Genomic DNA, 25,749 nt, shown 5'->3' with positions numbered 1-25,749 from the left:
GCCGTGATCATCAAGAAGTCGCCAGCCGAGATCGAGAAGATGGCCGCCGCCGGCGCCATCCACGCCCGGACGATGAAGCTCATCGCGGGCAAGATCCGCGAGGGCGTGTCCACCGCCGAGCTCGACCAGGCGGCCGAGAAGTTCATCCGCTCCCAGGGCGCGGTGCCGTCGTTCAAGGGCTATCGCGGCTTCACGGGCTCGATCTGCGCGTCGCCCAACGCGATGGTCGTCCACGGCATCCCGGGCCCGTACCGGCTCGGCCGCGGCGACGTGATCTCGATCGACATCGGCGTCACCTACGACGGCTGGGTGGCCGACGGGGCGTTCACGTTCCCGGTCGGCCCGGTCACGCCGGTGGCCGACAAGCTGCTGGAGGTCACCCGGCGCTCGCTGTTCGACGCGGTCGAGCAGTGCCGGCCGGGCAACCGGCTCAGCGACGTCTCGCATGCCGTCCAGCAGACCGTCGAGGCCGAGGGCCTGTCGGTCGTCCGCTCGCTCGTCGGCCACGGCATCGGCCGCGACATGCACGAGGAGCCGCAGATCCCCAACTACGGCGACGCGGGCAAGGGCCCGCTGCTGGAGGAGGGGATGGTCCTGGCCGTCGAGCCGATGACCACGGCCGGCCGCCACATGGTGCGCATGGGCGACGACGGCTGGGCGATCTACTCCCAGGACGGCTCGCTGGCCGCGCACTTCGAGTTCACGATCGCCGTCACCGCCGACGGGCCGCGGATCCTGACTCCGTGGCACGACGGCGAAGGCGCGCTCTAACGCGCGTAGGATCCCGGCGCGTCGAACGAGGCGGTGTCGGCGCTCGCCGGGACCACGGTCCTCGTCCAGGGCACGGCCGCCCTCACGGGCCGTCCCGGACGCTCCGGGCGATCGCGTCCGGCGCCGCCAAGGCGAAGCGCGCCGGCACGGTCACGCTGCGCCTGAAGGTCTCCAAGGCCGGCCGCCGCGCGCTGCGCCACCACGGCCGCCACCGCCTCGCGGTCCGCGTCACCCTCACTCCGTCTTCCGGCATGTCGGTCGGCGCGACGACGGCGCTGACGGTCCGCTGGAACCGGTCGGGCGGCGGGGCTCGAACCTCCGCTGCCCGGAGATCGTTCGGGTCAAGACGGCGCAAGATCGGCTTTGCTATCTTCAACTGTCCGCGCGTGCGCAATGCCCCTGCGTGCGCGCCATCCGTGACGTAGCAGCGGTTGCTCCCGCGGCAACCAGAGCGCGTCACCGGGCCAAACTCTTGGAAAGGGACCATGAAGGTACGACCGTCGGTCAAGCCGATGTGCGAGAAGTGCAAGATCATCCGTCGCCATGGCGCGGTCCTCGTCATCTGCCAGAACCCCCGCCACAAGCAGCGTCAGGGCTAACCTGATGGCTCGTATTGCTGGGGTCAACGTCCCCCTTAACAAGCGCGTCGAGGTCGGTCTGACCTACATCTACGGCATCGGCCGTTCGACGTCGAACAAGCTTCTGAGCGACAACGGCATCCACCCGGATACCTACGTCCGCGACCTGACCGAGGACGAGGTCAGCAAGCTGCGTGACGCGGTCGACAACCTCACCGTCGAGGGCGACCTGCGCCGTGAGCGCTCGCAGAACATCAAGCGCCTGATGGAGATCGGGTGCTACCGCGGCCTGCGCCACCGGCGCGGCCTGCCGGTCCGGGGGCAGAACACCAAGACCAACGCCCGCACGCGCAAGGGCCCGAAGCGCATGTCGGTCGCCGGTAAGAAGAAGGCTGGGAAGAAGTAGTGCCCGCACCGAAGCGCCCGCAGCGTGGCCGCCGCAAGCCGAAGAAGAACATCCCGGTCGGCCAGGCCCACATCAAGACCTCGTTCAACAACACGATCGTCTCCCTCACCGACCGCGAGGGCAACGTCATCGCTTGGGAGTCCGCCGGCGGCGCCGGCTTCAAGGGCTCCCGCAAGTCGACGCCGTTCGCCGCGCAGGTCACGGCCGATGCCGCTGCCCGCAAGGGCATCGAGCAGGGCCTTCAGAAGGTCGAGGTGTTCGTGAAGGGTCCCGGCTCTGGCCGCGAGACCGCGATCCGCTCGCTCCAGGCCGCCGGCCTCGAAGTGACCGGCGTCAAGGACGTCACCCCGCAGGCCCACAACGGCTGCCGCCCCCGCAAGCGGCGCCGCGTCTAGGAACTCCGCATGGCTCGTGATACCAGTCCTCAGTGCAAGCAGTGCCGTCGCGAAGGGCAGAAGCTCTTCCTGAAGGGCGAGCGCTGCCTGACCGACAAGTGCGGCGTCGAGCGCCGCGCGTACCCGCCGGGCGACCACGGTCGCGGCCGCCAGAAGCAGTCCGAGTACCGCGTCCAGCTGCGTGAGAAGCAGAAGACCAAGCGGTACTACGGCGTGCTCGAGAGCCAGTTCCGCCGCTACTACGACAAGGCCTCGCGCCAGGGCGGCATCACGGGTGAGAACCTGCTGACGCTGCTCGAGTCGCGCCTGGACAACGTCGTGGTGCGCCTGGGCTTCGCCGCCTCGCGCCGCCAGGCTCGCCAGATGATCCGCCACGGTCACTGGACGATCAACGGCCGCCGCGTCGACATCCCCAGCTACCAGGTCCGTGAAGGCGACGTCTTGGCCGTCAAGGTCGGGACCGGCGCCGAGGCCATCATCCGCGACGCGACCGAGCTCACCGCTCAGGTCCCGGCGTGGCTGCAGGCCGACCACGATGGCCTGACGGCGAAGGTGCTGCGCAAGCCGGAGCGTCGTGAGATCACGACGCCCGTGCAGGAGCAGCTCATCGTCGAGCTTTACTCCAAGTAGGACCCGACTGACCGCGCGCTCTCCTTCCACATCAGGCGGGAGGGCTGCGCGAGAGGCCCGGCGACTCCCCCTCTGCCTCAGCCGGGCACAACGACGAAGAACCAGGACCTCCCAGTGCTCGACTTCCAGATCCCTCGCATCACCAGCGAATCCGTCGAGGAGCATCGCGGCTCGTTCGTGATCGAGCCCCTCGACCGCGGCTTCGGCTACACGTTCGGCAACTCGCTGCGCCGCGTGCTGCTGTCCTCGCTGGCCGGTGCGGCCGTGACCAGCGTCCGGATCGAGGGCGTCGCCCACGAGTTCTCCACGATCAAGGGCGTCACGGAGGACGTCACCGACATCGTCCTGAACCTCAAGGGCATCGTCTGCCGGATGCACTCGGACGCGACCGAGATCGAGGCCCCGCTGGTCGTCACCGGCCCGGGCGAGATCACGGCCAAGGACATCGACCTGCCCGCGGGCGTCGAGATCCTCAACCCCGACGTGCACATCGCGACGCTTGAGAAGAAGACCAAGCTCGAGATGTACATGACGATCGGTCGCGGCCGCGGCTACCGCCCGGCCGAGGAGAACAAGTCTCCCGACCAGCCGATCGGCGTCATCCCGATCGACTCGATCTTCTCGCCGGTCCGCCGCGTCGCCTACGCGGTGGAGCAGGCCCGCGTCGGCCAGCGCACCGACTACGACAAGCTCACGCTCGACATCGAGACCGACAGCTCGATCGACCCGCAGGCCGCGCTCCGCGAGGCCGCCGAGATCCTGATCTCGCAGCTGGCGATCTTCACCGACGCCGACCGCATCGAGGAGCTCCGCGCGGGCCCCGGCGGTGCGCTCGACCAGGGCCAGGTGCCCGGCGTCAACGGCGCTGGCGCGACGTCGCAGGGCCCGATGCACGACATCCTCATCGAGGAGCTCGAGCTCGGCGTCCGGTCGTACAACTGCCTGAAGCGTGCGGGCATCCAGACCGTCGGCGACCTCATCTCGAAGTCCGAGGGCGAGCTGGCCGCGATCCCGAACTTCGGCAAGAAGTCCATCGACGAGGTCATCGAGACGCTGCACGCGCGCGGGTTGGCGCTGCGCGACGACTGAAGGAACTGAGAAACCATGCGTCACCAGAAGACCCGTCACAAGCTCAGCCGCGACTCCGCGCACCGCAAGGCGCTGCTCGCCAACCTCTGCAAGGAGGTCATCGAGCACGAGCGCATCAAGACGTCGCAGGCCAAGGCCAAGGCCGTCAAGCCCGAGGTCGAGCAGCTGATCACGCTCGCCAAGAAGGGCGACCTGCACGCGCGCCGCCAGGCCCTGTCGATCCTGGGCCAGGACAAGTTCGCCGTGCACAAGCTGTTCGAGGAGGTCGCGCCGCGCTACGCCGACCGTCCCGGCGGCTACACCCGCATCCTCAAGCTCGGCCCGCGCCGCTCGGACTCGACCGAGATGGTGTTCATCGAGCTGGTCTAGCTCGCCCGAGCTCTTGCTTCGCCGACGGGCGCCCTCAGGGGCGCCCGTCGTGTTTGCGGGGTACGGGTCGGCCCGCCGCTGTCGGTCCTCCACCTGGCGCCGCCCACAGGCCGAGCCACACCCGCAGCGGTCGCTCCGGCTTCGCGTCCTCGGTGCCCTGAGCCACGTCTCGCGCACCCGGCGACGCCCCGCGCTGGGCGCCATCTGCCACGATCCCTCGCGTGAGCGTCGTCAAGATCAATGCCATCACCGTCCCGCGTGAGCGGTTCGAGGAGTTCGCGCAGCGGTTCGCGTCGCGGGCCGGGAAGGTCTCCTCCGCCGAGGGCTTCGAGGCGTTTCAGCTGCTGCGACCCAACGACGAGCGGGATGTCTGCCTCGTCGTCACGCAGTGGCGGTCCGAGGAGGACTTCGTCGCGTGGATGCGCGGGCCGGACTTCGCGGCCGGCCATGCGCAGCATCGCCAGAGTGGGCCGGTGGGCACGGCGTCGGAGGTCTGGTCGTTCGACGTGCTGGAGACCGAGGCCCCCAACCCGGGCTAGCTCTTGTTGTAGGGGTCCTTCGGCGTCCGGTCGGCCGACAGCGACGCGCGTGACGACAGCGTCATCTGCTCGATCGCGTCGGCGAGGTGGATCGGAGCGATGTTGTAGTCCTCGCGCTCGACCCGGAGCTTGTGGGCCTCGAGCAGCACCTCGGCGTGCGTGAAGCCGTGCGGCGGCTCGAAGCGGTAGGACGCGAGCTCGATCAGGAGGCCCAACGGGTCCTTGAAGTAGATCGAGTCCATGAACCCGCGGTCCTTGACGCCGCTGTGGTGGATGCCGCGCTCGTCGAGGCGCTCCACCGCCTGGCGGAAGGTCGCGTTGGACACCGCGAACGCGAGGTGGTGGACGCAGCCCGGGTCGGTCGGCGTGCGGTCGTGGACGCGCTCGCGCTCCTCGTTGGTGAAGACCGTGATCAGCCGGCCGTCGCCCGGGTCGAAGTAGAGGTGGCCCTCGTTCGGGTTGTCGAGGTTGGGCTGGTCGAACACGAAGGGCATGCCGAGGACGCCCTCCCAGAAGTCGATCGACGTCTGGCGGTCGGCGCCGACGATCGTGATGTGGTGGACGCCCTGGGCTTGGAGCTTGCGCACGACCGTTGTTGTACTCGGTTGCGGTGCGCGCGCCAAGAGGTACCCTGCGGGCCATGAGCGACCTCTACGGCTCCTACGCCGGCACGACACGCGCGCCGTCGCGCGTGAGCACGGCGACCCTGTTCGGCCAGGTCATGTTCCTGGTCGGGATCGCGATCGCCTTCCTCGCCGCCGGCTCGTTCGTCGGCAAGGACATGGCGTTGGGCACCGCGCGCATCCTGAGCTTCGTGGCGCTGGGCATGGTCCTGGCGCAGTCGTTCGTCGCGCCGCTGCGGGCCGGCTCCATCGGCATCGCGTGGCTGTTCGCCTTCGCGCTCGTGCTCGGCCTGAGCCTCGGCCCGGTCCTCAACTACTACGTCAACGCGGACCCGGACACGGTCGTCCAGGCCGCCGGCGGCACCGCGATCATCACGCTCGGCATGGGCGCCTACGGCACGGCGACTTCCAAGGACCTGGCGCGCTGGATCCGGCCGCTGAGCTTCGCGATGCTCGGCCTGCTGGCGATCTCGCTCGTGCTGCTGCTCTTCGGGTCGGGCGGCTCACCGCTGCTGTCGCTCGCGATCCTGGCGATCAGCGCCGCGTTCCTGATCGTGGACTTCAACTACCTGCGCCGGCACGCGACCGAGGACGACGTCATCTGGATCGCGACGGGCATCTTCGTCTCCATCGTCAACATCTTCCTCTCCCTGCTCAACCTCTTCGGCGGGCGCTAGCGGCAGCGGGCCCGCGAACGTCACGCCGTGGCGCCGTGCCACGGCGGCGACGGCCTCCGGCGCCGGCGGGTCGGCGAGCGCGGCGGCGGCGTGGACGAAGCGCTCCATCGCGTCGCCGGGGGCGAACAGGACGTAGGCGCGCGAGGGCGCGGCCGACTCGTTGCGGATCGTGTGCGCGTGGCCGCTCGGGATGTGGACGACGTCGCCGGCACGCGTGGCGCGGCGGGTGACGGTGCCGTGCTCGTCCTCGAGGTAGATCGCCAGCTCGCCCGCGTCGACGCGGTAGATCTCCGCGGCGTCATGGCGGTGCAGCAGCGGCGGGCCGCCGCCTGCAGGCATCCGGACGTCCGCGGCGAGGACGGTCCCGCCGGTCTCGGCGGCCGAGACGCGGATGGTGATCTGGTCGGTGCCGACGCGCATGGGTCGTGCTCCAATCGGTGAGGAGGTTCGACAGGTATCCTGTCTTGTCGAGTCCTGGACAAGATAGACAGGAGTCCTGTCGAGTGTCAAGCCGCCTGCCCCAGAGCACCGCCCGCGAAGCGCCCGAGAACCTCGCGATCCTGCTGCGCGAGCCGTTCGCGGCGATGACCGACCGGCTGCTCGCCGACCTCGCCGCGCGCGGGCACGGCGCGATCCGCGCGCCGCACGCGGCGGTCTTCGAGTTCCTCGACGACGGCGGCACGCGCGTTAGCGTCCTGGCCGAGCGCGCGCGCGTCGCCAAGCAGTCGATGGCGGAGCTGGTGGTGGCCCTGGAGGAGCAGGGCTACGTGACGCGTGAGCCGGATCCCGACGACGGGCGCGCCAAGCTCGTGCGCGCGACCGCCCGCGGGCGCGAGGTGTTCGCGATCGCGCGCGCGTTGGTCGCCGAGGTCGAGGCCGAGCTGGTGGAGACGATGGGCGCGCGTGACGTCGCCCGGCTGCGTGCGTTGTTGGTGGACTTGGGCGAGGCGCTGGCGCGGTGAGCGCGGCCACGCGGTTGACCGTCGAGTACGACGGGTCCGGCTTCGCGGGCTGGGCGCGGCAGCCCGGGCTGCGGACGATCCAGGGCACGCTGGAGGACGCCCTCGTCCGGCTGCGCGATGGCGACCGCGCCGAGCTGACGGTCGCGGGGCGCACCGATCGGGGCGTGCACGCGTGGGGGCAGGTGGCGTCCTACGCCGGCGAGCCGGTGCGCCTCGAGAACCTCAACGCGGTGCTGCCCGACGACATCGCGGTACTCGCCTGCGAGCCCGCTGCCGACGGCTTCGACGCGCGCCGCCACGCCCGGTCGCGCACCTACTGCTACCGGCTGTTGACGCGCCCGACGCGGTCGGTGTTCGAGGCGCGCCGCGCACTGCACTGGCCGCGCGCGCTCGACCGCGACGCGCTGGACGCGTGCGCGGCGGCGCTCGCCGGCGCGCACGACTTCACGGCGTTCACGCCGAGCGAGACCGACCACGTGCGCTTCGTGCGCGTCGTGCTCAGCGCCGCCTGGCGCGAGCGCGCCGACGGCGTCGAGCTCTGGATCACCGCGGACTCGTTCATGCGCCACATGAACCGCGTGCTGATCGGGACGATGCTCGAGGTCGCCAGCGAGCGGCGGAGCCTCGAGTCGTTCTTGTCGTTGTTGGAGGGTCGCCCACGTGCGGAGGCGGGTCCGACCGCGCCCCCGCACGGGCTGTACTTCGCGGCTGTGGGCTACTGAAGCCCCGCTACAGAGCGGTGCCGCGGCTGCGGTACCCGTTGAAGAAGATCACCAGCGCCACGATGGCGAGGACGAACAGGATCGGGTGGATGATGGCGCCGCCGGCGATCGCGATGATCAGCAGGACGATGCCCAGGATGAGCCACAGCATGGTGGACTTGCACTCCTCCAGTTAGAACGGAACGTGGGTCTCTCAGCCCGGACAGGGCGTGCCCGCCAGGGCATGCTCCGCAAACAGGAGTGCGCTCAGCCGCCGCGGCTGTCCCAGGCGCAGGCGCCGATCCACGTCACGGCGAACACCACTGACATCGCGCCGACGGTGGCGTTGAACGAGCCCGCGGCGGCGCTGATCAGACCCCACGCGGCGAGCACGCAAGCCATCGCGTAGCCGGAGAACGCGGCGGCGCGCTGGGTGAGCGCGCGCGTGCGCTCGTCGCCGACCCCGGACATGGTCTCGATCGTCGGGCTCCAGCGCCGGCCGAGGAAGATCAGCAGCGCGAACGCGAACAGGATCGCGCCGGCCTGCAGGCCGCCTGCCGCGCCTTCGCCGACCCAGTAGGCGGCCGTGCCGGCGGCGGCGATCGCGAGCATGCCGGCCAGCTGGGTGCGCGCTTCACGGGTCGTCTTCCGGGTCATGGCTGGTCTCCCGAGTCGGGGTGGAACAGGTCCTCGACCGGCGTGGAGAAGTGCCGCCCCAGCGCGAGCGCGAGCGGGAGCGACGGCAGGTACTTGCCGGTCTCGATGGCGTTGACGGTCTGGCGCGACACGCCGAGCACGGCGGCCAGCGCACCCTGCGACAGACCTTGGCGCTGTCGGTGCTCGCGGACGTCGTTGCGCATCTGGGTGTCAAGCTAGCTTGACAAGAACGATGTGTCAAGGACCCTTGTCAGGCGCCGGTAGAATCGCTGCGATGCGCGTGCTGCTGACCAATGACGACGGGATCGACGCCGAAGGGCTGCAGCGCCTGCGGCAGGAGCTGTTGCGCGTCGAGGGCGTCGACCTCGCGGTCGTCGCGCCGGACGGCAACCGCTCGGCGGTCGGGCGCGGCATCACCACGCGGCGCGCGCTCGCGGTGCAGCGGATCGCGTTCGGCGACGGCACACACGGCTACGCGACCGACGGCACGCCGGTCGACTGCGTGCGCCTCGCGTCGCTCGGGCTCGTGGCCGGCTGGACGCCCGACATCGTGGTGTCGGGCATCAACCACGGGTCCAACCTCGGCGACGACGTCACCTACTCCGGCACCGTCGCCGCGGCGATGGAGGGGTTGTTGCTCGGGCTGCCCGCGCTCGCGGTCTCCCAGCAGTCCGAGAACCGCGAGATGGACTTCCGCCTCGGCGACGACTTCGTCTTCGACGTCGCCGCCCGCTTCGTCGCGCGCGTCGTCGCCTCGCTCGAGGACGTGCCGCTGCCGCCCTCGACGTTGTTGAACATCAACGTCCCGGCCGGCGACCCGCACGGGGTCGCGGTCGCCCGGCTGGGCAAGCGCATCTACCGCGACCGCCTCCAGGAGCAGGGCGACGGCACGTACTTCATCTACGGCGCGGATCCCGGGTACGAGGACGAGCCGGGCACCGACCTCGTCGCGGTCGCCGCCGGCCACATCGCGGTGACGCCGGTCCACCTCGACCTCACCCACCACGACGGGATCGGCCCACTGTCGACCTCGGACCTCGCGCGGCTGCTGGCGCCGGCGGCGCAGGAGGTGGAGTAGCGGCCGATGAGCGCCGTCGGCACCGTCACCCTGTCGCCGCTGACCCCGGAGCTGCGGGCCGGCGTTCTGCGCATCCAGGTCGCGCCGGAGCAGGTGCGCTTCGGCGGCGTGCCGGCGACGTCGGTCCCGGCCGGGGATCGCGAGCATCCGCGGGAGTCGGTGGTGATCCTGCGCGACGGCGAGCCGGTCGGCTACTTCCAGCTCGACCTGCGCAGCGTGCCGGGCGCGCCGGCGGGCGAGGACATCGTCGGGCTGCGGGCACTGGCGATCGACCTCGCCGCCCAAGGGCAGGGCGTCGGGCGCGCGGCGATGCTCGCGCTGCCGGACTACGTCCGCGCGCGCTTCCCGGGTCGCACGACGGTCGCGCTGACCGTCAACATCGACAACCCGCCGGCGATCGCGCTGTACTCGGCGACCGGGTTCGTCGACGCCGGCACCGGCCTGTACCACGGCGGCCACGCCGGGCCGCAGCACGTGCTGCTGCTGAAGCTGTAGCGCTCAGCCGTCCAGGCGCGTGGTGGGTGCGAACGCGCGAGCCGCGTCCGCGGCGACTCAGCCGCTGAGGCGCGCGATGGTGGGCGAACGCGCGAGCCGCGTCCGCGGCGACTCAGCCGTCGAGGCGCGCGATGGTGGGCGAACGCGCGAGCCGCGTCCGCGGCGACTCAGCCGTCGAGGCGCGCGATCGCGGAGACCATCCGGTCCTCGACCTTCTTCGCGCAGTAGTTGCACACGCGGTTCTCGATGAACGAGAAAGCGACGTTCTGGCCGCCGGTGGTGGTGCAGTAGCCCGACAGCGCGCTGACGCCGATGAGCGTCCCGGTCTTCGCCGCGCAGCGGCCGGCGGCGGCCGTGCCGCGCATGCGCGATCGCAGCGTCCCGGTCTTGCCGGCGATCGGCAGCGACGCGCGCCAGGTCGCCGACGTGTCCTGGCCGTCCATGCGCTCCAGCAGGCGGACGAGCTGGCGCGCGGTCGTCTGGTCGGCGCGCGACAGGCCGGAGCCGTCGACGAGCTTGGGGTGGACGCCGAACGCGGCGAGCTGCGCGCGCACGACCGCGAGGCCGGCGGCCGTCGTCCCGCCCGAGCCGTAGTGCGCGCCGAGCGCCTTGACGAGCATCTCGGCGTAGAAGTTCTCCGATGGCACGTTGGTCAGCTGGATCAGGCTGCGGATCGGCGGCGAGGCCAGCGTGGCCAGCGGCGCGGCGTCGGCCGCGACGCCGCCGCCGGCGACCGCGCTGAGCTTCCCGGCGCGCGGCCGGCGGTCGTACTTGATCTTGCACGCCTTCAGCAGCGTCGCGAGCTTGGTGGCGGCTGCGCGTGCCGGGCCGGTCGCGCCCGCGGCCCCGTGACGCCAGGACAGCGCGGTCAGCCAGCCGCCGAGGTCGCTGTCGGGCTTGTAGCCGGAGTCCGGCTCGCCGCGCAGCGTGTCGAACGCGGACTCGTCGCCGATCACGCCGCCGTCGATCCGGGTGACGCCGGCGGCCGCGAGCTGGTCGGCGAGCGCGGTCAGCCCGGTGTCGCCGAGCGTCGGGTCGCCGCCGCCGACGAGGTAGAGGTCGCCGTGCAGCACGCCGTCGGCGTCGACCTCCACGCCGGGCGCGGCCGCCAGCGACGTCGTCAGCGTCGCCGACGGGCCGAAGCGCAGCAGCGCGGCGGACGTCGTGAAGAGCTTCTCGTTGGACGCCGGCGCCAGCGCCAGCGCGTCGCGGTGGGCGTACAGGACCGCGCCGTCGCTGAGGTTCACGACGTAGGCGCCGGCGTAGGAGCCGAGGCGGTTGTGAAGCTTGCTGAGCGTCGAGCGCAGCCCGGCACGGTCCACGGCACCGGCAACCGGTGCGAAGAGGACGAGGCCGAGCAGGACGGCGACGAGCGCGAGCGGAGCGACGACGGGACGGCAGCGCACGAAGGGCGAGGGTAGCTGGCCGATCGGGCGGCTCGTGCCGCTGCGGCCACCGGTACGATCGAGTACCTCATGGGCAAGGTCGTCAAGCTCGAGTCCGCCGCGACGCCGAAGGGGACGACCCGGCGCCGGCGCCCGCGGCGCTCCAAGACGGCGCTCGTGCTCGGTGGCGGCGGCTTCACCGGCGGCGTCTACGAGATCGGCGCGCTGCGCGCGCTGGACCTCCTGAGCGTCAACCGCACGGTCAACCAGTTCGACGTCTACGTCGGCACCTCCGCCGGCTCGTTCGTCGCCGCGCTGGCCGCCAACGGCGTGACGCCCGAGGAGATGATGCGGGTCGTCAACCAGCAGGTGCCGACTCCGTTTCGCGACATCGACCTCGGCCAGCTGCTGAGGCCGAACGTCAAGGAGTACATCAAGAAGGGCGTCGCGCTCCCGTGGAAGGCCGTGAGCGTGATGCGCGAGCTCGCGCCGCAGCTCGGCCAGGTCTCGGTCATGGACTTCGCGCTCGGGCTCGCCGAGGGGCTGCCGTCGGGCGTCTACTCCGGCAGCGGGCTGGAGTCCTACATGCGCACCGTGCTGTCCGACCCCGACCGGACCGACGACTTCCGGCTCCTGGACCCCGAGCTCTACCTCGCGGCGACCGACCTCGACACGTGCGAGCGCATCGTCTTCGGCGCCAACGACTGGGACGACGTCCCGATCTCCACCGCCGTGCGCGCGTCGACCGCGCTGCCGATGGTCTACAAGCCCGTGCGCGTCCGCGACCGCGAGCTGATCGACGGCGGCATCGTGTCGACCACCAACCTCGACATCGCGGTCGAGGCCGGCGCCAAGTTCATCGTGGTGGTCAACCCGCTCGTCCCCTACGTCAACGAGTTCACCGAGCGCGTCAGCGGCCTGTTCGGCTCGCGGCCCCGCCACGTGAGCGACATGGGGCTGCCGCAGATCGGCTACCAGGCGTTCAAGTTGATGGCCTACCAGCGGCTGCACGAGATGGCCAAGCAGTGGGAGGACCGCTACCCGGGCGTCGACATCGTGCTCATCGAGCCCGAGCCCAACGACGAGCTGATGTTCCAGACGTCGATCATGAACTTCACCAAGCGCGTCGACATCGCCCGCCACGGCTTCCAGTCGGTGACGCTGAAGCTCGCGTCCGACTACGACAACTTCCGCACGATCTGCGAGCGCCACGGGATCGAGATCTCGGCGACGCGCGTGCGCAAGGTCGTCAAGCACTTCGCGGCCGAGCAGGAGAAGACGCGCGCCTGGCGCAAGATCCTGGAGCAGACAACGGGGACCCTGCTGCGGCAGTCGGACTCCGGGGCCTAGCAGCGCAACTTCGCCGGTTCTCCGGTTTTCTAGCGGACGCCCATGCGTACGCACCTCTCCCTGATCTCCACTGCCGCCGCCGCGCTGCTCGTCTGCGGCCTCGTCACGGCGTCCGTCGCGTTCGCCGCCGACGCGCCGCTGGCCTCCACCGGCGCGGCCAAGGACGTCGGCCAGACGCAGGCGACGCTCGTCGCGTCCGTGACGCCGCGCGGCACCGCCACGTCGGTGCGCTTCGACCTCGGCACGAGCACGTCCTACGGGCTGCAGTCGCCGAGCAAGGACGTCGGCAACGGCACCGACGCGGTGAGCGTCGAGATCCCGGTCCAGTCGCTGTCGGCGAACACGACCTACCACTTCCGGGTCGTGGCGACGAGCGACGGCGGGACCGTGCAGGGCGGCGACGCGACGTTCAAGACCGCCGCGGTGCCGACGGCGCCATCGCGGCCGGGCGCGTCCACCGGCGGCGTGCGCGACGTCGGGCTCAACGCCGCGACGCTCACCGGGGCGGTCGACCCCAACGGCGCGAGCACGTCCTACAAGTTCGAGTACGGGCTGACCACGTCCTACGGGGCGAGCAGCGCGACGCAGGGCGCCGGCTCCGGCTCGCGCGCGACCAACGTGGCCGCCCGCATCGGCGGCCTGACCGCGGGCAAGCGCTATCACTACCGGCTCGTGGCCACCAACTCGGTCGGCACGAGCCGCGGCGGCGACCGCTCCTTCGTGGTCGCCTCGACCGCGACGAGCGCGACGCTGGCCGCCGACAAGGACCCGGTGACCTACGGCGGGACCGTGAAGCTCAGCGGCAAGCTCGGCGGCTCCAAGGTCAGCGGCGTGCGCGTGCGGCTCCAGACGACGACGTTCCCGTTCAGCGCGCCGTTCGCCGACACCGGCAACCCGCTGGTCAGCAGCAGCAAGGGCGAGTACGCCTTCACGCTGCCGCCGGTCGTCAAGACGCTGCGGGCCCTGGTCGTCGTCGACGGCATCCCGTCGTTCTTCTCCAAGCCGGTGACGATCCGCAGCGCGGCCCGCGCGGGCATCACCTCCGTGACGCGTCGCGCCGACGGCCGCGTGACCGTTCGCGGCCGCGTGATCCCGGCGACGGCCAACGGCATCGCCGCCCTCCAGCGCCAGTCGGGCAAGGGCGCCTGGCTGCCGCTCAAGCGCGCGCACGTCGGCACCGACGGCCGCTACTCCGTCACGCTTCGCGCCCGCAAGGCGTCGATGCTGGTCCGGACCATCGGCCTGCCCCACGACGGCGGCGCCCACGTGTCCGGCACCTCGCGCACCGTGAAGATCGCCGCGCGGCGGCGCTAACGCGGGCTACAGCGGCAGCTTGCCGCGGCCCCGGCGGCCGCCTTCGGCGCTGCGGTTGACGGCCTTCTGGCTCGTGCGGAAGGGCTTGGAGAACCACTTGCCGAGCTTGCCGGGAGCCTTGGAGCCGCCGCGGGCGCCGGCGCCGAAGGCGGCCGAGGCGCCGCGCTGCGGGTGGCGCGAGAGGCGGGGCGCGATGAACGCCAGGATCGCGAGGACGATACAGAGGGCGATGACGCCGGCGATGATGATGGCTTCGGGCTACCCGGAAGCGGCGTCCAACGAGCGCAGGAGGCGCGCGACGTCCTCCGGGCGATGCGGGACGGTCACCCGGACGCGGTCCGGCGCGCCGACGCCGTTGCCGGTCTGGACGACGATCCCGGCGCGGTCGAGCCCCGTCGCCAGGTCGCTCGCGCCGTGCGGGCCCGGTGCGGGCACCCACAGGACGTTGGCCTGCGACGCCGGCACCTCCAGGCCGCGCTCGCGCAGCGCGTCGGTCAGCTCAGCGCGGTGCTCGGCGATGCGCGCGCGGCGGCGGTCGACGACGCCGGCCTGCGTCCGGACCGCCTCCAGCGCGCCGGCCTGCGCCAGCTCGTTGACGCCCAGCTCCGGCGCCAGCTGCTCGAGCAGCGGCTCGGATCCCGGCCCGCCGATCGCGTAGCCGCAGCGCAGCCCGGCCAGGCCCCACGCCTTCGAGAACGTGCGGAAGACCAGCAGCCGCGGGAAGTCCTCCAACAACTGCAGGGTCGCGTCCAGCGGCTCGGCGTCGACGAAGTCGCGCAGCGCCTCGTCGAGCAGGACGACGACGCGCTCGGGCAAGGCCTGCAACAACCGCGTCAGCTCGGCGAGGCTCAGGAGCTCGCCGGTCGGGTCGTTGGGATTGCAGAGCGCGATCAGCCGCGTGCGGTCGTTGACCGCCTCCAGGACGCCGTCCACGCTGAAGCCGGAGACCGGCACCGCGTGCCCGCGCGCGTGGCGCGCGACCACCGGGAACAGGGGATAGGACGGCCACGGCGTGACCAGCTCGTCGTCGGGCTCCAGCAACGCGCCGGCGGCCTCGGAGATCAGCTGGGCGACGCCGTCGCCGACGACCAGCCGGCCCTCGGCCACGTCGTGGCGGTGCGCCAACTCGGACCGCAGCTCCCCGGACGCGCGGTCGAGGTAGCGGTGCAGCCCGCGCCGCGCCGCGAAGGTGATGGCGTTGACGATCGCCGGCGGCGGGTACTCGGGCCAGGTGGTGCGGGAGAGGTCCAGCGGCTCCAGCCGCGCCAGCTGCTTCGCGCGCCGCTCGGCGGCGGCCGCGCGCAGGTCCGCGTTGACCTCCTCCTCGGACAGCCCCTCGAACTGCTTGTAGTAGCCGCCGAGGAGCCCCTTGCGCTGCCGCGCCATCCGCGGCGCCCTCAGCCGCCCTGGCCCGAGAAGCTGGAAGAGCCGGGGCCGTTGATCACGATGAACCAGAAGGCGAACGCCGCCGCGCAGATGCACGCGGTCACGGCGAAGACCCGGCCCATCGCGCCCTGGCGCTGGTCGATCCCGGCGGCGCGGCGCATGAGGATCCACAGGTGGTCGATGCGCTTGAGCACCATCAGCCCGCCCATCAGCACCACGATCATCGCGACGAAGGCGACGAGGATCGCCAGGCCGACGTTGTCGGTCCAGTACTGCACGCGCGACGCGAGCCACAGCGCGCCGGCCGGGATCGGGCCCCAGAACAGCAGCGAGACCAGGATCTCGAGGGCCAGCAGCCCGTTGGCGCCGAAGCGATCCATGCGCTGGCGCGCGGCCGTTCCCCGCTCCGGCAGGGCCCGGTACTTGGTCGGCGCCGTCCCGGGGCGGCGTCCGACGAACAGCCCGCCGTTGTCGGTGGGATCCGTGCGCACCTCCACAGCGTACGGCTTTGTTCCTACGACGTGGCCGATCGACCCGGCTCGCCGCGCGCGACCTCCTGCCAGGTCCGGCCCGAGCGCACCGACCGCGGCTCGTCCGCGACGACGTCGGAGCCCGGCAGCGCGGCCTCGTCGCGCATCTTGACGAGCACCCAGCGCCGCGGCCCGGTCTCGGTCAGCGCGAACGCGCCGTGCAGCTTCTCGCCGTCGAGCACGAACGACAGGTGCCCGTCGCGCTCGCTGCGCAGGGCGTAGGTGCCCTCGTCCCAGACGATCACCGCGCCGGTCCCGCGCGTGGAGCCCGCGTGCACGCCCTCGAAGTCCAGGGCGTCGAGCCCGTGGTCGGCGACCGGGACCGCGAGGCGCTTGACGGTCGGATCCAGCGACGGCCCCTTGGGCACCGCCCACGACCGGGCGACGTCGCCGAACTGGAGGCGGAGGTCGAAGTGCAGCGTCGTCGCGTCGTGCAGGCCGACGACGAAGCGGGACGGGGACTGGGACGGCACGGAGCCACATGACACCATGCCGGGCGAGATGAGCCTCACGATCCATGCGGAGATCCACGGCCTCGGCGGGCGCGCGAGCGAGCTGCGCGACCTGCTCGCCGAGCATGCGACGCGGCTGGCCGGCGCCGACGGGTGCCTCGGCGCGACCGCCGCCCAGACGCTCGGCGCCGACGTCGGCGAGTACGTCCTGACCACCCGCTGGTGCGACGAGGCCGCGCTGCGCGCCCACTACGCCACGGCCGACTACACCTACTACGCCGAGCACATCGGCGAGCTGCTCGCGCGACCCAGCGACGTGCGGATCAGCTACGTCGAGCGCGAGGTCCGCGCGACCGCGGACCTCTCGCAGGACCCGACGCGCCAGGGCTAGGCGGCGCGGCCGGCGGAGCTCAGTACAGCTCGTCGAAGAGCGACGCGTACTTGTCGTTGACCACGTTGCGCTTGACCTTCAGCGTCGGCGTCAGCTCGCCGGTCTCCTGGCTCAGGTCGTGGTCGAGGATCGCGAACTTCTTGACCTGCTCGACCTGCGCGTACTTCGCGTTGGCGGCATCGAGGATCTCCTGGAGCAGCGCCCGGACCTGCTCGTTCTCGGCCAGCGCCGCGATCGAGCGGTCCTCGATCCCCTGGGCCTCCGCCCACGGGACGATCTCCTCCTCGTCCAAGGTGATCAACATCACCGGGTAGGGCCGGCGGTCGCCGTGCATCACGGCCTGCGAGACCCAGCGGGTCTGCTTGAGGTCGTTCTCCAGGTTGGCCGGCGTGAGGTTCTTGCCGCCCGCCGTGATGATGATGTCCTTCTTACGGCCTGTGATGTACACGTAGCCGTCGGCGTCGACCGACCCGAGGTCGCCGGTGTGCAGCCAACCCGCGTCGACCGCGCCGAACGACGCGTCGTCGTTCTTGTAGTAGCCGCGGAAGATGTTCGCGCCCTTGATCAGGAGCTCGCCGTCGTCGGCGATCTTGACCTCGACGCCGTCCAGCGGCCGGCCGACGGAGCCGAAGCGATGCGCCTCGGGCCGCGACGAGGTGGCGACCGTGGACGTCTCGGTCATCCCGTAGCCCTCCATCACCGGGATCCCGCAGCCCCAGAAGAACTCCAGGATCTCGTGGGCGATCGGCGCGGCGCCGGTGACGGCCTCGCGGATCTGGCCGCCGAACAGGCCCTTGACGAACGCGGCCTTCGGCGCCAGCTCGGCGAACGACTCGCGCAGCGCGTCCGGCACCGGCTCGCCCCGGACCTCGAGATCCTGGATCTGGCCGCCGACGCTGCGGATCGTGTCCAGCTCGGCCGCGGTCAGCTGCTGCTGAGCCAAGGTGTACAACTTCTCGAAGATGCGCGGCACCGACGGCAGGTAGGTCGGCTTGACCTCCATCAGCTCGCCGACGATCGCCTTCGTGTCGCCGCCGTAGTAGGCGATCGGCACGCCGAGGTCGACCGCGCTGAGCTGGATCAGCAGCGCGAACGCGTGGGCGAGCGGGAGGAAGAGGTAGATGAGGTCGCCGCCGCTGCCGATCGACCCGCGCTCCTCGACCATGTCGAGCACCGAGCGGTAGTTGCCGTGCGTGAGCACGCAGCCCTTCGGCGGCCCGGTCGTCCCCGACGTGTAGATGAAGGTGAACGGGTCGTCGGGCCTGACCGCGGCGGTGCGGTCGGCCAGCGCCTGCGCCTCGTCGCGGTTGCCGCGCCCTCGGACGTCGTCGAGCGAGATGGCGTCGGCGACGTCGCCGGAAGGATCGACGACGATGATCTGGCGCAGCGCCGGCAACCGGTCGCGCACGGCGACGACCTTCGCCACCTGCTCGGCGTCCTCGCACACGACGAAGACCGACTCGGAGTTCCCGGCCACCCACTCGCACTCCTCGGGCGAGTTGGTGGGGTAGATCGGGACCGCGACGCCGCCGGCGGAGGAGATCGCGAACTCCGCGTAGGCCCACTCCGGGCGCGTGTTGCACAGGATCGCGACGCGCTCGCCGGGCTCCAGGCCCAACGCGACCAGGCCGAGCCCGATCTCCTGCACGATCTCGCCGACCTGGGCGAAGGTGACGTCACGCCACGCGCCGTCGACCTTGTGCTTGATCGCGATCTGGTCGCCGTACCGGGCAGCGGCCGCCGCGCACAGGTCCGCGATGGTCGCCGACCCGGTCCCCTCGGCGGGCGTGGTGCCAGCCTCCATGGTGCTCCTCCTCCTGCGTTGACACCGTGTCAGAGGCGGAGTCTAAGGTCCGCGCGCCGTGCGCGCGAATGGCATATCGGCCCCGCGTCAGGCGGTGGCCTCGGCCTCCTGGCCCAGGACCCCGAACGTGTCCTCGAGCGACGCGAGGAAGAGGGTCTTGTCGATGCGTCCCTGGAAGATCGGGACACCCATCTCCATGCACTTGGCGATTACGTCCCGCCGTTCGAGACCGGACTCGCGAGCCATCTCGGTCGGCGTGAGGTGGATAGCCATCGGCATGCCTCCTATGTGGGGGAGTTGGTGACGGATGCAACGTAGCGCCCTGCGCGGACGGCGACAAGCCCATTCGGCAAACGCACGGTTTCCGGTCCGACACGCGACGGAAAACCGACGTGCAAGAGTCCTGGTGGTGACCTCGGTCCAGCGCCTCGGCATCGACCTCCTCGTCTCCGTCGACCGCGACGGCGAGCGGCCGCTCCGCGCCCAGCTCGAGGATCAGCTGCGCGACGCGATCCGCCGCGGCACGCTGCACGCGGACACGGCCCTGCCGTCCACGCGGGCGCTGGCGGCCGAGCTCGGCGTGTCGCGCGGCGTCGTCGTCGAGGCCTACGCGCAGCTGGTCGCCGAAGGGTTCCTGGTCGCGCGCCCCGGTGCCGCGACGCGCGTGGCGACCGTCGCGATGCACGACCCGGAGCCGCCGAAGGAGGAGGTGCTCGCGCCGCCCGTGCGCTTCGACTTCCGGACGCTCGCCGCCGACCTGTCGGCGTTCCCGCGGCGCGCGTGGCTGGCGGCGCTGCGCGACACGCTGCGCGAGATCCCGGACGCGTCGCTGAACTACGGCGACCGCGTCGGCGCGGCGCCGCTGCGCGCGACGCTCGCGTCCTACCTCGGTCGCGCCCGCGGCGTGGCGGCCGAGCCGGCGGAGATCGTGGTCGTCACGGGGATCACGCAGGCGATCGCGCTGCTGGCGCGGACGCTGCGGCGCGCGGGCGTCGAGCGCGTCGCGGTCGAGGACCCGGGCTTCGCGCCGCACCGGATGATCCTCGCGCGCGAGGGGCTGCGGGTCGTGCCGATCCCGATCGACGACGGCGGCCTGGTCGTCGACGCGCTGGACGGCGCCGGCGTCGGCGCGGTCCTGACGACGCCGACGCACCAGTACCCGCGCGGGATGGCGCTGGCGCCGGAGCGGCGGGCCGCGCTGGTCGAGTGGGCCGCGGCGCGCGGCGGCTGGATCATCGAGGACGACTACGACGGCGAGTACCGCTTCGACCGCGACCCCGTGGGCGCGCTGCAGGCGCTCGCGCCCGCGCGGGTCACGTACCTGGGCTCGTCGTCCAAGACGCTGGCGCCGGCGCTGCGGCTCGGGTGGATGGTGGTCGCACCGGAGCTCCTCGAGGGCGTCTCGGAGGCCAAGGCGCTGGCGGACGCCGGGAGCCCACAGCTCGACCAGCTCGCGCTGGCCCGGTTCATCGCGCACGGCGAGCTCGACCGCCACCTGCGGCGCATGCGCGGGGTCTACCGGCGCCGGCGCGACGCGTTGATGGTGGCCTTGGACGAGCACGTGCCGGCGGTCGAGATCGAGGGGATCTCCGCGGGGCTGCACGTGTCCGGGCGGCTGCCCGACGGGGTCGCGCTCGGCCCGTTCCTGGCGCGCGCCTGGGCCGGCGGGATCGGCGTCTTCGGCTACGAGCACGGCGGCGTCTCGCGCGTCCTGCTCGGCTACGCGAACCTGCCCGAGCCGTCGATCGACCCGGCCGTCCGGGCGCTGGCTCAGATCGGGTTCGGCACGTCCACGTAGACGTGCCGGACGCCGAACTCGCGCGCCAGGAGGTCGCCGAGGCGGCGGACGCCGAAGGTCTCGGTCGCGTGGTGGCCGGCGGCGAGGAAGTGGATGCCGGCGTCGGTGGCGATCGAGTTCGCGCGCTCGGCGGGCTCGCCGGTGAGGAACGCGTCGAGGCCGTCGTCGATCGCGGTCAGGACGGCGTCGCTGGCCGCCCCGGTGACGATGCCGAGCGTCCGGATCTCGCGCGGGCCGGCCGGGATGACCAGCGGCTCGCGGCCGTCGACCGCGTCGCGGACGCGCGCGGTGAGCTCGTCGATGGCGATCGGCTCCGGGAAGGTGATCGCCACGCCGAGGTCCGCGAAGCGGCGTGCGTCGGTCCCGCCGCCGATCCGCTCGGCCAGCAGCGCGTTGTTGCCGTGCTCGCGGTGCGCGTCGAGCGGCAGGTGGTAGGCGGCGAGGGCGACGTCGTTGACCAGCAGCGGCTTGAGCCGCCGGTGCAGCAGCGGCGTGATCGCCTGAGGATCGCCGCGCCAATAAAGGCCGTGGTGGACCACGACGAGGTCCGCGCCCTCCGCCACGGCCGCGTCGATCAGCTGCCCGTTCGCGGAGACGCCGGTGACGACTGTCTGAACTTCGGCAGGTCCGGGTACCTGGAGGCCGTTGGGGCCGTAGTCATGGAACTCGTCGACCGCAAGCAGCCGGTCCAGGTGGGCGATGAGGTCGGTGATTGCTGGCATGTGGGTATGGGAAACGCTACAGTTCCCTCAATCGCGGCCACTGGGGAGTCGCCGCCGAGGGGCAGACAGGGACTGGGATCTTGGCAACGCTCGCCGCTCCGGGCGTCTCCGCCACCGCGCGGAGCCGACCTGACGTCACGGATCATGATCTGGTGCAGGCCGTTCGCGCCGGGGACGATCACGCCTTCGAGCGCCTGTATCACCGCTATCACCGGCGGATCAGCGCCTACATCTTCGGCATGGTCCACGACCACGGACGGGCGGAGGACCTCACGCAGGAGGTCTTCGTCAGCGCGCTGCGCCGCATGCGGCAGACCGACCGCGAGATCGCGTTCAAGCCGTGGGTCTACGAGATCGCCAAGAACGCGTGCATCGACGCGTTCCGCCGCGCGAAGCGGACCGAGGAGGTGTCGATCGACGCCGACGACGGTCACGGGCTCGCCCCGGCCGACCACGGCAAGCTGCACGCGACCGCGCCCACGCCCGAGGCCGCGGTCGAGGGCAAGCAGAACCTCGCGAACCTGACGGGCGCGTTCGGCGGTCTGTCCGACGCGCACCACCAGATCCTCGTGATGCGCGAGCTGGAAGGCCTGTCCTACCGCGAGATCGGCGAGCAGCTCGGCATGTCGCGGCCGTCGGTCGAGTCCACGCTGTTCCGCGCGCGCCGCCGGCTGACCGAGGAGTACGAAGAGCTGAAGACCGGCGAGCGCTGCCTGCGGATCCAGGAGGTCATCGGGCGCGGCGTCGAGGCCGGCGGGCGCCTGGGGATGCGCGACCAGCGCCGCCTCTCCTCGCACGTGTCGCACTGCCATCCGTGCCGCCGGCACGCGGTCATGGCCGGGCTGGACGCGGGCGCGCTGGCGCGGCGTCCGGTGCGCGCGAAGCTCGGCGCGCTGCTGCCGATCCCGGCGTTCATCAAGCGCCGCTGGTTCGGTGGGGGCGGCACGTCGGACGCGGCGCAGCACGCGCCGGCTCTTGCGAAGGCGTCGCTGGCCGCCGCCCAGTACGGCGAGCCGACGATGGCCGGGTGGATGAAGGCGACGGCGGTCGCGACGGCGGTGGCGGTCGCGGGCGTCGGCGCGGGCGCGGCCAAGCACGTGAGCGATGGCGGCGGCGCGCAGCACCGGGCGGCGCCGGTGGTCGAGCGCGCCGCGAGCGGCGGCTCGCCCGCGGCCGCGACGGGTGCCGCGGGCGGCGGCGCACGGCGCACGGTGGTGGCGCGGGCGGCCGGCGGTGGCGCCGGGTCCTCGTCGCACACGAGCTCGGCGGGCAGCGCGGGCCGGAGCGCCGCGGGCGCGGCCGGTGGGCAGCACGCCAGCGGCACCGGGACCTTCAGCGGTGGCGGCGCCGGGACGCCGTCGAGCGGCGGCGGTGGGACGTCCGGGTCGAGCGGCTCGGGGAGCTCCTCCGGCGGCGGTGGCGGCGGCGAGAGCGCGTCGTCGGCGTCCAAGCCGGGTGGCGGCGGTGGGTCGTCGTCGAGCGCCAAGAAGCCGGCCAGCGGCGCGACCGATCCGCTGACCAGCGCGGTCGACCAGACCGCGGCCGCGGCGACCGGCGCGGCCGGCGCGGCCACCGGTGGCGGCGGGGCGGCGGCGCCGCAGCCGCTGATCCAGCCGAGCCTCGCGCCGCTCACGCAGCCGGCGAGCACGCCGCCGCCGCAGACGGCGGGGCAGGTCGTGTCCGGCGCGACCGACGTGCTCGGCGGAACCGTCGGCGGGCAGGCCGGCGAAGCGGTCAAGCAGACGGGCGCCGCGGTGGGCGATACGGTCGACAAGGTGACGACCGGCCTGACCGACGCGGCGACCGGCCTCCTCGGCGGAGGCAAGTGAGCGACGAGGATCTCCTCGGGTCCCTGACGGACACCGGGCTTTACTCGATCGGCGCCTTCTTCGCCGACCAGCACCCGGAGCTGTGCGACGACGTGATCGCCGAGGCGCAGGCGATCGAGGACGAGGGGCTCGCGCGCTGGTCCGAGCGCGAGGGTGCGGCGCTCGACGCGGCGCTCCAGACGCTGGTCACCGGCCTGGCCGTTCGGTACTACAAGGCCGTCGCGGGCACGTCCGAGTAGACTGGCTCGGTACCTCGGGGCGTGGCGCAGCCTGGTAGCGCGCGCCGTTCGGGTCGGCGAGGTCCCCGGTTCGAATCCGGGCGCCCCGATACGCAGCACCAGAAGGGCCGCTCGACCCGAGGCGGCCCTTCGTCGTTCTCAGGCCGCGGTCGCCGGCGCGTGCGCCGTGGCGGGCAGGGCGCAGACCTGGCCGGTGCTGAAGCCGCCGGGCTCGAGCGCGAGGGCGGAGTTGGTGCGGGCGCGGACGTTCTCCCACGCGATCGCGTAGGTGAGCTCGAAGACGCCGGCGTCGCCGAAGCGGGCGCGGAGGGCGGCGACGGTCGCGTCGTCGACCTCGGGCGGGGTGAGGGTCATGCTCCGCGCGTAGCCGATCACCAGGAGCTCGTCGGCGTCGAACAGCCCGGACGGCTCCGGGTCGTGGAGCGCGAGGAGCTGGGCGTCGGTCAGGCCGGACTCGCGGGCGAGCGCCGAGCCGATGTCGATGCAGAACTCGCACTCCACGACGGTCGCGGCCTTCAGCTCGGCGAGCTTGTGGAGCTTTTCGGGCACGTGCCGCGACTTCGTCACCGCTTGGTCATACAGCGCGAACCAGCGCAGCAGGCGCGGGTTCTGGGCGTAGATCGCGGCGGAGTCGGCCGCCTCGGGCCCGAGCTTGCGCCGGCTGGCCCAGACGGCGAGGCGCGCCTGGAGCCCGGTCGCCTTCGGAATGCGTGCACCGGTCATGACCGCAGCGTATTCCTGAGCAAGGGCGCCGGACAGGACCACTTCGCGGCCGGCGCGCCGGACCGCTGCGGACGGGTCGATCGCCGATCGCCGTGCTTACCGTGGAGGCCATGACCCCTTCGTACGAGACCGTGGAGGTCGACAGCGGCCACCTCATCGGCGTCGACGCGCCCGGGCCGTGGCTCGCGACGATCGACGCGCTGCTGGAGCGGGTGCCGGCATGACGCGCACGCAGCTCGGCGTCGTCCTGCCGTCCGAGGACCCCGGCGACGACCCGCGTGCGATCGCGCGGCTCGCCCAGCACGTCGAGGCCGCCGGCTTCGACGCGGTCTTCCTGCCCGACCATCCCCTGCCGCCCGGCCCGTTCGGCGCGAGCGGCGGCGGTCGGTACGGCGGCGTCTTCGAGGCGCTCACCCTCCTCGCGCACATCGCCGCGGTGACCGGGCGCGTGACGCTCGGGACCTCGGTCCTGATCGCGCCGCTGCGCGAGCCGATCCTCTTCGCCAAGCAGGTCGCGACGCTCGAGCGGCTGGCGCCCGGTCGCGTCCTGCTCGGCGTCGGGGCCGGCTGGCAGGCCGACGAGTTCGCGGCGCTGGGCGTCCCGTTCGCCGAGCGCGGCCGCCGGACCGACGCGGCGCTCGCGCTGATCGAGCGGCTCCACGCGACGGGGGAGACCGGCACGGGGCCCGGCGTCTTCGCGCCGCGCCCGACCGCGCGCGTCCCGATCCTCGTCGGCGGCGGCTCGGAGCCGGCGCTGCGCCGAGCGGCCCGTTTCGGGGACGTGTGGCAGGGCATCGGCCAGGATGTCGAAGCGTTCGCGGCGCAGCGCGAGCGCCTCGCCGAGCTGGCCGGCGACCGCGCGGTCTCGCCGGGCGTCGTCGTGTACGCGCAGGACGACGCGTCGCCCGAGGCCCTCGCCGAGCGCGCGCGCCGCTTCGCCGCCGCCGGGGCGGAGCACGTCGCCGTCCAGCTCGGCCCACTCAGCGGCGCGGCCGACCGCGCCACGCGGTTCATGGCGAGCTGGGCCTAGGACGACGGCGGGGGCCGCGCACGCGGCGCGACCCCCGCCGGCTCTCCTGTGTGGGGAGGGTTGGGAGTCGGGGTAATGACGACGCCCTCCAACACGATAAACCCTCGCGTTCCCTTTGCCAAGGGGGACGTCCGCGTACCGGTACGCGGACGTGCGTCAGGAGCGGTGGTACCAGGGCGCGTCGGCGGCGGCCTTGGCGAGCGCCGCGGCCCCGTCGTCGAGGATCGGCGCGCCGTGGGTCGTGAGGACGTGGCGCGGTCGCAGCCCGACGAGCGGCTCGAGCGTCGGCGCGAAGCGCTCGCGGTAGAAGGCCGCGCGCTGGTCGGTGACCGGCTCCTGGCACCACATGCGCAGCGCGCCGTCGGGGGTCGTGACGAGGGCGTCGCCGAACGCGAGGGCCTGGTGGGTGGGGAACCAGATCGGCGACTCGGAGCGGCGCGGGCGGCCGATCGCCAAGGCGGTCGCGCCGGCGGGGCCGGGCGCGTCGGCCGTCAGCGCGCGGAAGCCGGAAGGGTCGGTCAGCCGCCGGCGGACGTTCTCCGGGCCGCGGATCGGCGCGCGGTCGTAGCGCTCGCTCAGCGCCTCGGCGGAGCGGGCGTGGTAGCCGATCGTGATGAGGATGTCGATGGTGTCGGCCTCGGTCGCCAGCGCGTCGAGGAGGTCGGGCGCGTCGTCGGGCACCAGCGGGTCGAGGAGCAGCAGCCCGCGGTCGTCGGTCTGCAGCGCGAACGAGGCAACCTCGGCGCCGAACGCGCTGTTGGGGTGCCAGTCCGGGTGGCGCGCGGTCCAGCGGTGCAGGCCCGGGCGGAGCTCGTCCATCGCGGCG

At 72.4% G+C, this 25,749-nt stretch carries 34 protein-coding genes, 1 tRNA gene and 1 pseudogene; 21 read left to right on the top strand and 15 right to left on the bottom strand.

What is annotated here, in order from left to right:
* Positions 1-3: 3 nt before the first annotated feature.
* The 8 genes from map (at position 4) to DSM104299_RS24205 (ending at position 4,777) form a co-directional block, all read left to right on the top strand.
* A complete protein-coding gene (map, locus tag DSM104299_RS24240; protein ID WP_272474242.1) occupies positions 4-771 on the top strand; it encodes a type I methionyl aminopeptidase in 768 nt (255 codons plus the stop codon).
* 485 nt (positions 772-1,256) lie between these two features.
* Positions 1,257-1,370 carry a 50S ribosomal protein L36 gene (gene rpmJ / locus DSM104299_RS24235; protein ID WP_037400725.1) on the top strand — a complete coding sequence of 38 codons (114 nt, stop codon included), beginning with the start codon at positions 1,257-1,259 and terminating at the stop codon, positions 1,368-1,370.
* 4 nt (positions 1,371-1,374) lie between these two features.
* The gene (gene rpsM / locus DSM104299_RS24230; RefSeq protein ID WP_272474241.1) at positions 1,375-1,755 is read left to right on the top strand and encodes a 30S ribosomal protein S13; all 381 of its coding nucleotides are present in this window, start codon (positions 1,375-1,377) and stop codon (positions 1,753-1,755) included.
* The gene (gene rpsK, locus DSM104299_RS24225) at positions 1,755-2,150 is read left to right on the top strand and encodes a 30S ribosomal protein S11 (RefSeq protein WP_027005645.1); all 396 of its coding nucleotides are present in this window, start codon (positions 1,755-1,757) and stop codon (positions 2,148-2,150) included. The genes rpsM and rpsK overlap by 1 nt, the downstream gene beginning before the upstream one ends.
* A 9-nt stretch (positions 2,151-2,159) precedes the next feature.
* Entirely contained in the window at positions 2,160-2,780 is a 621-nt protein-coding gene (rpsD, locus tag DSM104299_RS24220) for a 30S ribosomal protein S4 (RefSeq protein WP_272474240.1), read from the top strand.
* A gap of 114 nt (positions 2,781-2,894) precedes the next feature.
* Positions 2,895-3,869: a DNA-directed RNA polymerase subunit alpha gene (locus DSM104299_RS24215; RefSeq protein WP_272474239.1), complete on the top strand. Its 975-nt coding sequence runs from the start codon at positions 2,895-2,897 to the stop codon at positions 3,867-3,869.
* Positions 3,870-3,884: 15 nt separating this feature from the next.
* Positions 3,885-4,238 (top strand): 50S ribosomal protein L17, encoded by a 354-nt coding sequence (gene rplQ, locus DSM104299_RS24210; RefSeq protein WP_272474238.1) that lies wholly within the window; start codon positions 3,885-3,887, stop codon positions 4,236-4,238.
* 221 nt (positions 4,239-4,459) lie between these two features.
* Positions 4,460-4,777 (top strand): antibiotic biosynthesis monooxygenase family protein, encoded by a 318-nt coding sequence (locus tag DSM104299_RS24205; RefSeq protein ID WP_272474237.1) that lies wholly within the window; start codon positions 4,460-4,462, stop codon positions 4,775-4,777.
* On the opposite strand, the gene DSM104299_RS24200 is transcribed toward DSM104299_RS24205, so the two are convergent.
* Positions 4,774-5,364 carry a VOC family protein gene (locus DSM104299_RS24200; RefSeq protein WP_272474236.1) on the bottom strand — a complete coding sequence of 197 codons (591 nt, stop codon included), beginning with the start codon at positions 5,362-5,364 and terminating at the stop codon, positions 4,774-4,776. The genes DSM104299_RS24205 and DSM104299_RS24200 overlap by 4 nt on opposite strands.
* Before the next feature lie 53 nt (positions 5,365-5,417).
* Here DSM104299_RS24200 and DSM104299_RS24195 point away from each other — a divergent pair, with 53 nt between their 5' ends.
* Positions 5,418-6,077, top strand: coding sequence for a Bax inhibitor-1/YccA family protein (locus DSM104299_RS24195; RefSeq protein ID WP_272474235.1), 660 nt, complete (start codon positions 5,418-5,420; stop codon positions 6,075-6,077).
* A 111-nt stretch (positions 6,078-6,188) separates the two neighbouring features.
* Here the strand turns inward: DSM104299_RS24195 and DSM104299_RS24190 are convergent.
* Positions 6,189-6,497 (bottom strand): annotated as a pseudogene (locus DSM104299_RS24190) (cupin domain-containing protein); the annotation flags it as partial.
* Positions 6,498-6,580: 83 nt separating this feature from the next.
* On the opposite strand from DSM104299_RS24190, the gene DSM104299_RS24185 reads away from it, so the two are divergent.
* Both DSM104299_RS24185 and truA read left to right on the top strand, forming a co-directional pair.
* Entirely contained in the window at positions 6,581-7,039 is a 459-nt protein-coding gene (locus DSM104299_RS24185; protein WP_272474234.1) for a MarR family winged helix-turn-helix transcriptional regulator, read from the top strand.
* Positions 7,036-7,761, top strand: coding sequence for a tRNA pseudouridine(38-40) synthase TruA (gene truA / locus DSM104299_RS24180; protein ID WP_272474233.1), 726 nt, complete (start codon positions 7,036-7,038; stop codon positions 7,759-7,761). Before DSM104299_RS24185 ends, truA begins: the two co-directional genes overlap by 4 nt.
* Before the next feature lie 7 nt (positions 7,762-7,768).
* Here truA and DSM104299_RS24175 read toward each other — a convergent pair whose 3' ends face one another.
* From DSM104299_RS24175 to DSM104299_RS24165, 3 genes are all read right to left on the bottom strand, one after another.
* Positions 7,769-7,912 (bottom strand): hypothetical protein, encoded by a 144-nt coding sequence (locus tag DSM104299_RS24175; RefSeq protein ID WP_272474232.1) that lies wholly within the window; start codon positions 7,910-7,912, stop codon positions 7,769-7,771.
* Between the two features lie 95 nt (positions 7,913-8,007).
* Positions 8,008-8,397, bottom strand: coding sequence for a hypothetical protein (locus tag DSM104299_RS24170; protein WP_272474231.1), 390 nt, complete (start codon positions 8,395-8,397; stop codon positions 8,008-8,010).
* Positions 8,394-8,600: a helix-turn-helix transcriptional regulator gene (locus DSM104299_RS24165; protein ID WP_272474230.1), complete on the bottom strand. Its 207-nt coding sequence runs from the start codon at positions 8,598-8,600 to the stop codon at positions 8,394-8,396. The genes DSM104299_RS24170 and DSM104299_RS24165 overlap by 4 nt, the downstream gene beginning before the upstream one ends.
* Before the next feature lie 71 nt (positions 8,601-8,671).
* Between DSM104299_RS24165 and surE the strand changes: the two genes are divergently transcribed.
* A complete protein-coding gene (gene surE, locus DSM104299_RS24160; protein WP_272474229.1) occupies positions 8,672-9,475 on the top strand; it encodes a 5'/3'-nucleotidase SurE in 804 nt (267 codons plus the stop codon).
* Between the two features lie 6 nt (positions 9,476-9,481).
* Entirely contained in the window at positions 9,482-9,970 is a 489-nt protein-coding gene (locus tag DSM104299_RS24155) for a GNAT family N-acetyltransferase (protein WP_272474228.1), read from the top strand.
* A 167-nt stretch (positions 9,971-10,137) separates the two neighbouring features.
* Here DSM104299_RS24155 and dacB read toward each other — a convergent pair whose 3' ends face one another.
* Positions 10,138-11,376: a D-alanyl-D-alanine carboxypeptidase/D-alanyl-D-alanine endopeptidase gene (gene dacB / locus DSM104299_RS24150; RefSeq protein WP_272474227.1), complete on the bottom strand. Its 1,239-nt coding sequence runs from the start codon at positions 11,374-11,376 to the stop codon at positions 10,138-10,140.
* Between the two features lie 69 nt (positions 11,377-11,445).
* Here dacB and DSM104299_RS24145 point away from each other — a divergent pair, with 69 nt between their 5' ends.
* Positions 11,446-12,705, top strand: a complete 1,260-nt coding sequence (locus DSM104299_RS24145) for a patatin-like phospholipase family protein (protein WP_272474226.1) — start codon at positions 11,446-11,448, stop codon at positions 12,703-12,705.
* 42 nt (positions 12,706-12,747) lie between these two features.
* Positions 12,748-14,019 (top strand): fibronectin type III domain-containing protein, encoded by a 1,272-nt coding sequence (locus DSM104299_RS24140; RefSeq protein WP_272474225.1) that lies wholly within the window; start codon positions 12,748-12,750, stop codon positions 14,017-14,019.
* Positions 14,020-14,025: 6 nt separating this feature from the next.
* Here the strand turns inward: DSM104299_RS24140 and DSM104299_RS29475 are convergent, their stop codons facing one another.
* From DSM104299_RS29475 to DSM104299_RS24125, 4 genes are read right to left on the bottom strand one after another with little or no spacing between them, the layout of a single operon-like run.
* On the bottom strand, positions 14,026-14,268 hold the full coding sequence (locus tag DSM104299_RS29475; protein WP_349294599.1) for a DUF6411 family protein: 243 nt from the start codon (positions 14,266-14,268) through the stop codon (positions 14,026-14,028).
* 9 nt (positions 14,269-14,277) lie between these two features.
* Positions 14,278-15,405: a pyridoxal phosphate-dependent aminotransferase gene (locus DSM104299_RS24135; protein ID WP_272474224.1), complete on the bottom strand. Its 1,128-nt coding sequence runs from the start codon at positions 15,403-15,405 to the stop codon at positions 14,278-14,280.
* Positions 15,406-15,416: 11 nt separating this feature from the next.
* Positions 15,417-15,896 carry a hypothetical protein gene (locus DSM104299_RS24130; protein WP_272474223.1) on the bottom strand — a complete coding sequence of 160 codons (480 nt, stop codon included), beginning with the start codon at positions 15,894-15,896 and terminating at the stop codon, positions 15,417-15,419.
* 23 nt (positions 15,897-15,919) lie between these two features.
* Positions 15,920-16,408 carry a DNA polymerase ligase N-terminal domain-containing protein gene (locus DSM104299_RS24125; RefSeq protein ID WP_272474222.1) on the bottom strand — a complete coding sequence of 163 codons (489 nt, stop codon included), beginning with the start codon at positions 16,406-16,408 and terminating at the stop codon, positions 15,920-15,922.
* A gap of 28 nt (positions 16,409-16,436) precedes the next feature.
* On the opposite strand from DSM104299_RS24125, the gene DSM104299_RS24120 reads away from it, so the two are divergent.
* Entirely contained in the window at positions 16,437-16,778 is a 342-nt protein-coding gene (locus tag DSM104299_RS24120; RefSeq protein ID WP_272474221.1) for a putative quinol monooxygenase, read from the top strand.
* 19 nt (positions 16,779-16,797) lie between these two features.
* Here the strand turns inward: DSM104299_RS24120 and DSM104299_RS24115 are convergent, their stop codons facing one another.
* Together DSM104299_RS24115 and DSM104299_RS24110 are read right to left on the bottom strand one after the other, a co-directional pair.
* Positions 16,798-18,582 (bottom strand): AMP-dependent synthetase/ligase, encoded by a 1,785-nt coding sequence (locus DSM104299_RS24115; RefSeq protein WP_272474220.1) that lies wholly within the window; start codon positions 18,580-18,582, stop codon positions 16,798-16,800.
* An 87-nt stretch (positions 18,583-18,669) separates the two neighbouring features.
* The gene (locus DSM104299_RS24110) at positions 18,670-18,855 is read right to left on the bottom strand and encodes a hypothetical protein (RefSeq protein ID WP_272474219.1); all 186 of its coding nucleotides are present in this window, start codon (positions 18,853-18,855) and stop codon (positions 18,670-18,672) included.
* Between the two features lie 136 nt (positions 18,856-18,991).
* Here DSM104299_RS24110 and pdxR point away from each other — a divergent pair, with 136 nt between their 5' ends.
* Positions 18,992-20,380, top strand: a complete 1,389-nt coding sequence (pdxR, locus tag DSM104299_RS24105; RefSeq protein ID WP_272474218.1) for a MocR-like pyridoxine biosynthesis transcription factor PdxR — start codon at positions 18,992-18,994, stop codon at positions 20,378-20,380.
* Here the strand turns inward: pdxR and DSM104299_RS24100 are convergent.
* Positions 20,353-21,102 carry a Nif3-like dinuclear metal center hexameric protein gene (locus tag DSM104299_RS24100; protein WP_272474217.1) on the bottom strand — a complete coding sequence of 250 codons (750 nt, stop codon included), beginning with the start codon at positions 21,100-21,102 and terminating at the stop codon, positions 20,353-20,355. The genes pdxR and DSM104299_RS24100 overlap by 28 nt on opposite strands.
* A gap of 152 nt (positions 21,103-21,254) precedes the next feature.
* Here DSM104299_RS24100 and DSM104299_RS24095 point away from each other — a divergent pair, with 152 nt between their 5' ends.
* The 3 genes from DSM104299_RS24095 (at position 21,255) to DSM104299_RS24085 (ending at position 23,259) form a co-directional block, all read left to right on the top strand.
* Positions 21,255-22,931, top strand: a complete 1,677-nt coding sequence (locus DSM104299_RS24095) for an RNA polymerase sigma factor (protein ID WP_272474216.1) — start codon at positions 21,255-21,257, stop codon at positions 22,929-22,931.
* Positions 22,928-23,170 carry a hypothetical protein gene (locus DSM104299_RS24090; RefSeq protein ID WP_272474215.1) on the top strand — a complete coding sequence of 81 codons (243 nt, stop codon included), beginning with the start codon at positions 22,928-22,930 and terminating at the stop codon, positions 23,168-23,170. Before DSM104299_RS24095 ends, DSM104299_RS24090 begins: the two co-directional genes overlap by 4 nt.
* Before the next feature lie 15 nt (positions 23,171-23,185).
* Positions 23,186-23,259, top strand: a tRNA-Pro gene (locus DSM104299_RS24085).
* Between the two features lie 49 nt (positions 23,260-23,308).
* Here the strand turns inward: DSM104299_RS24085 and DSM104299_RS24080 are convergent.
* Positions 23,309-23,893, bottom strand: coding sequence for a carboxymuconolactone decarboxylase family protein (locus DSM104299_RS24080; protein WP_272474214.1), 585 nt, complete (start codon positions 23,891-23,893; stop codon positions 23,309-23,311).
* A gap of 220 nt (positions 23,894-24,113) precedes the next feature.
* Between DSM104299_RS24080 and DSM104299_RS24075 the strand changes: the two genes are divergently transcribed.
* A complete protein-coding gene (locus tag DSM104299_RS24075) occupies positions 24,114-24,923 on the top strand; it encodes a TIGR03619 family F420-dependent LLM class oxidoreductase (protein ID WP_272474213.1) in 810 nt (269 codons plus the stop codon).
* Positions 24,924-25,079: 156 nt separating this feature from the next.
* Here DSM104299_RS24075 and DSM104299_RS24070 read toward each other — a convergent pair whose 3' ends face one another.
* Positions 25,080-25,742 (bottom strand): hypothetical protein, encoded by a 663-nt coding sequence (locus DSM104299_RS24070; RefSeq protein WP_272474212.1) that lies wholly within the window; start codon positions 25,740-25,742, stop codon positions 25,080-25,082.
* Between the last annotated feature and the right edge of the window lie 7 nt (positions 25,743-25,749).

Source organism: Baekduia alba (genome assembly GCF_028416635.1).
Classification (GTDB): domain Bacteria; phylum Actinomycetota; class Thermoleophilia; order Solirubrobacterales; family Solirubrobacteraceae; genus Baekduia; species Baekduia alba.
The sequence above is the reverse complement of the archived record's forward strand: the minus strand, read 5'-3'. Positions and strand labels throughout refer to the sequence as shown.

Bases quoted from the DNA above. Each gene is read 5' to 3' on its own strand.
- DSM104299_RS24145 (WP_272474226.1), top strand. From the start codon at position 11,446: ATGGGCAAGGTCGTCAAGCTCGAGTCCGCCGCGACGCCGAAGGGGACG.
- DSM104299_RS24195 (WP_272474235.1), top strand. From the start codon at position 5,418: ATGAGCGACCTCTACGGCTCCTACGCCGGCACGACACGCGCGCCGTCG.
- DSM104299_RS24080 (WP_272474214.1), bottom strand. From the start codon at position 23,893: ATGACCGGTGCACGCATTCCGAAGGCGACCGGGCTCCAGGCGCGCCTC.
- DSM104299_RS24100 (WP_272474217.1), bottom strand. From the start codon at position 21,102: ATGCCAGCAATCACCGACCTCATCGCCCACCTGGACCGGCTGCTTGCG.
- DSM104299_RS24175 (WP_272474232.1), bottom strand. From the start codon at position 7,912: ATGCTGTGGCTCATCCTGGGCATCGTCCTGCTGATCATCGCGATCGCC.
- DSM104299_RS24135 (WP_272474224.1), bottom strand. From the start codon at position 15,405: ATGGCGCGGCAGCGCAAGGGGCTCCTCGGCGGCTACTACAAGCAGTTC.
- DSM104299_RS24070 (WP_272474212.1), bottom strand. From the start codon at position 25,742: ATGGACGAGCTCCGCCCGGGCCTGCACCGCTGGACCGCGCGCCACCCG.
- DSM104299_RS24120 (WP_272474221.1), top strand. From the start codon at position 16,437: ATGAGCCTCACGATCCATGCGGAGATCCACGGCCTCGGCGGGCGCGCG.
- DSM104299_RS24165 (WP_272474230.1), bottom strand. From the start codon at position 8,600: ATGCGCAACGACGTCCGCGAGCACCGACAGCGCCAAGGTCTGTCGCAG.
- DSM104299_RS24075 (WP_272474213.1), top strand. From the start codon at position 24,114: ATGACGCGCACGCAGCTCGGCGTCGTCCTGCCGTCCGAGGACCCCGGC.
- rpsM (WP_272474241.1), top strand. From the start codon at position 1,375: ATGGCTCGTATTGCTGGGGTCAACGTCCCCCTTAACAAGCGCGTCGAG.
- DSM104299_RS24110 (WP_272474219.1), bottom strand. From the start codon at position 18,855: ATGGCTATCCACCTCACGCCGACCGAGATGGCTCGCGAGTCCGGTCTC.
- DSM104299_RS24155 (WP_272474228.1), top strand. From the start codon at position 9,482: ATGAGCGCCGTCGGCACCGTCACCCTGTCGCCGCTGACCCCGGAGCTG.
- DSM104299_RS24140 (WP_272474225.1), top strand. From the start codon at position 12,748: ATGCGTACGCACCTCTCCCTGATCTCCACTGCCGCCGCCGCGCTGCTC.
- DSM104299_RS24115 (WP_272474220.1), bottom strand. From the start codon at position 18,582: ATGGAGGCTGGCACCACGCCCGCCGAGGGGACCGGGTCGGCGACCATC.
- surE (WP_272474229.1), top strand. From the start codon at position 8,672: ATGCGCGTGCTGCTGACCAATGACGACGGGATCGACGCCGAAGGGCTG.
- rplQ (WP_272474238.1), top strand. From the start codon at position 3,885: ATGCGTCACCAGAAGACCCGTCACAAGCTCAGCCGCGACTCCGCGCAC.
- DSM104299_RS24170 (WP_272474231.1), bottom strand. From the start codon at position 8,397: ATGACCCGGAAGACGACCCGTGAAGCGCGCACCCAGCTGGCCGGCATG.
- rpsD (WP_272474240.1), top strand. From the start codon at position 2,160: ATGGCTCGTGATACCAGTCCTCAGTGCAAGCAGTGCCGTCGCGAAGGG.
- rpmJ (WP_037400725.1), top strand. From the start codon at position 1,257: ATGAAGGTACGACCGTCGGTCAAGCCGATGTGCGAGAAGTGCAAGATC.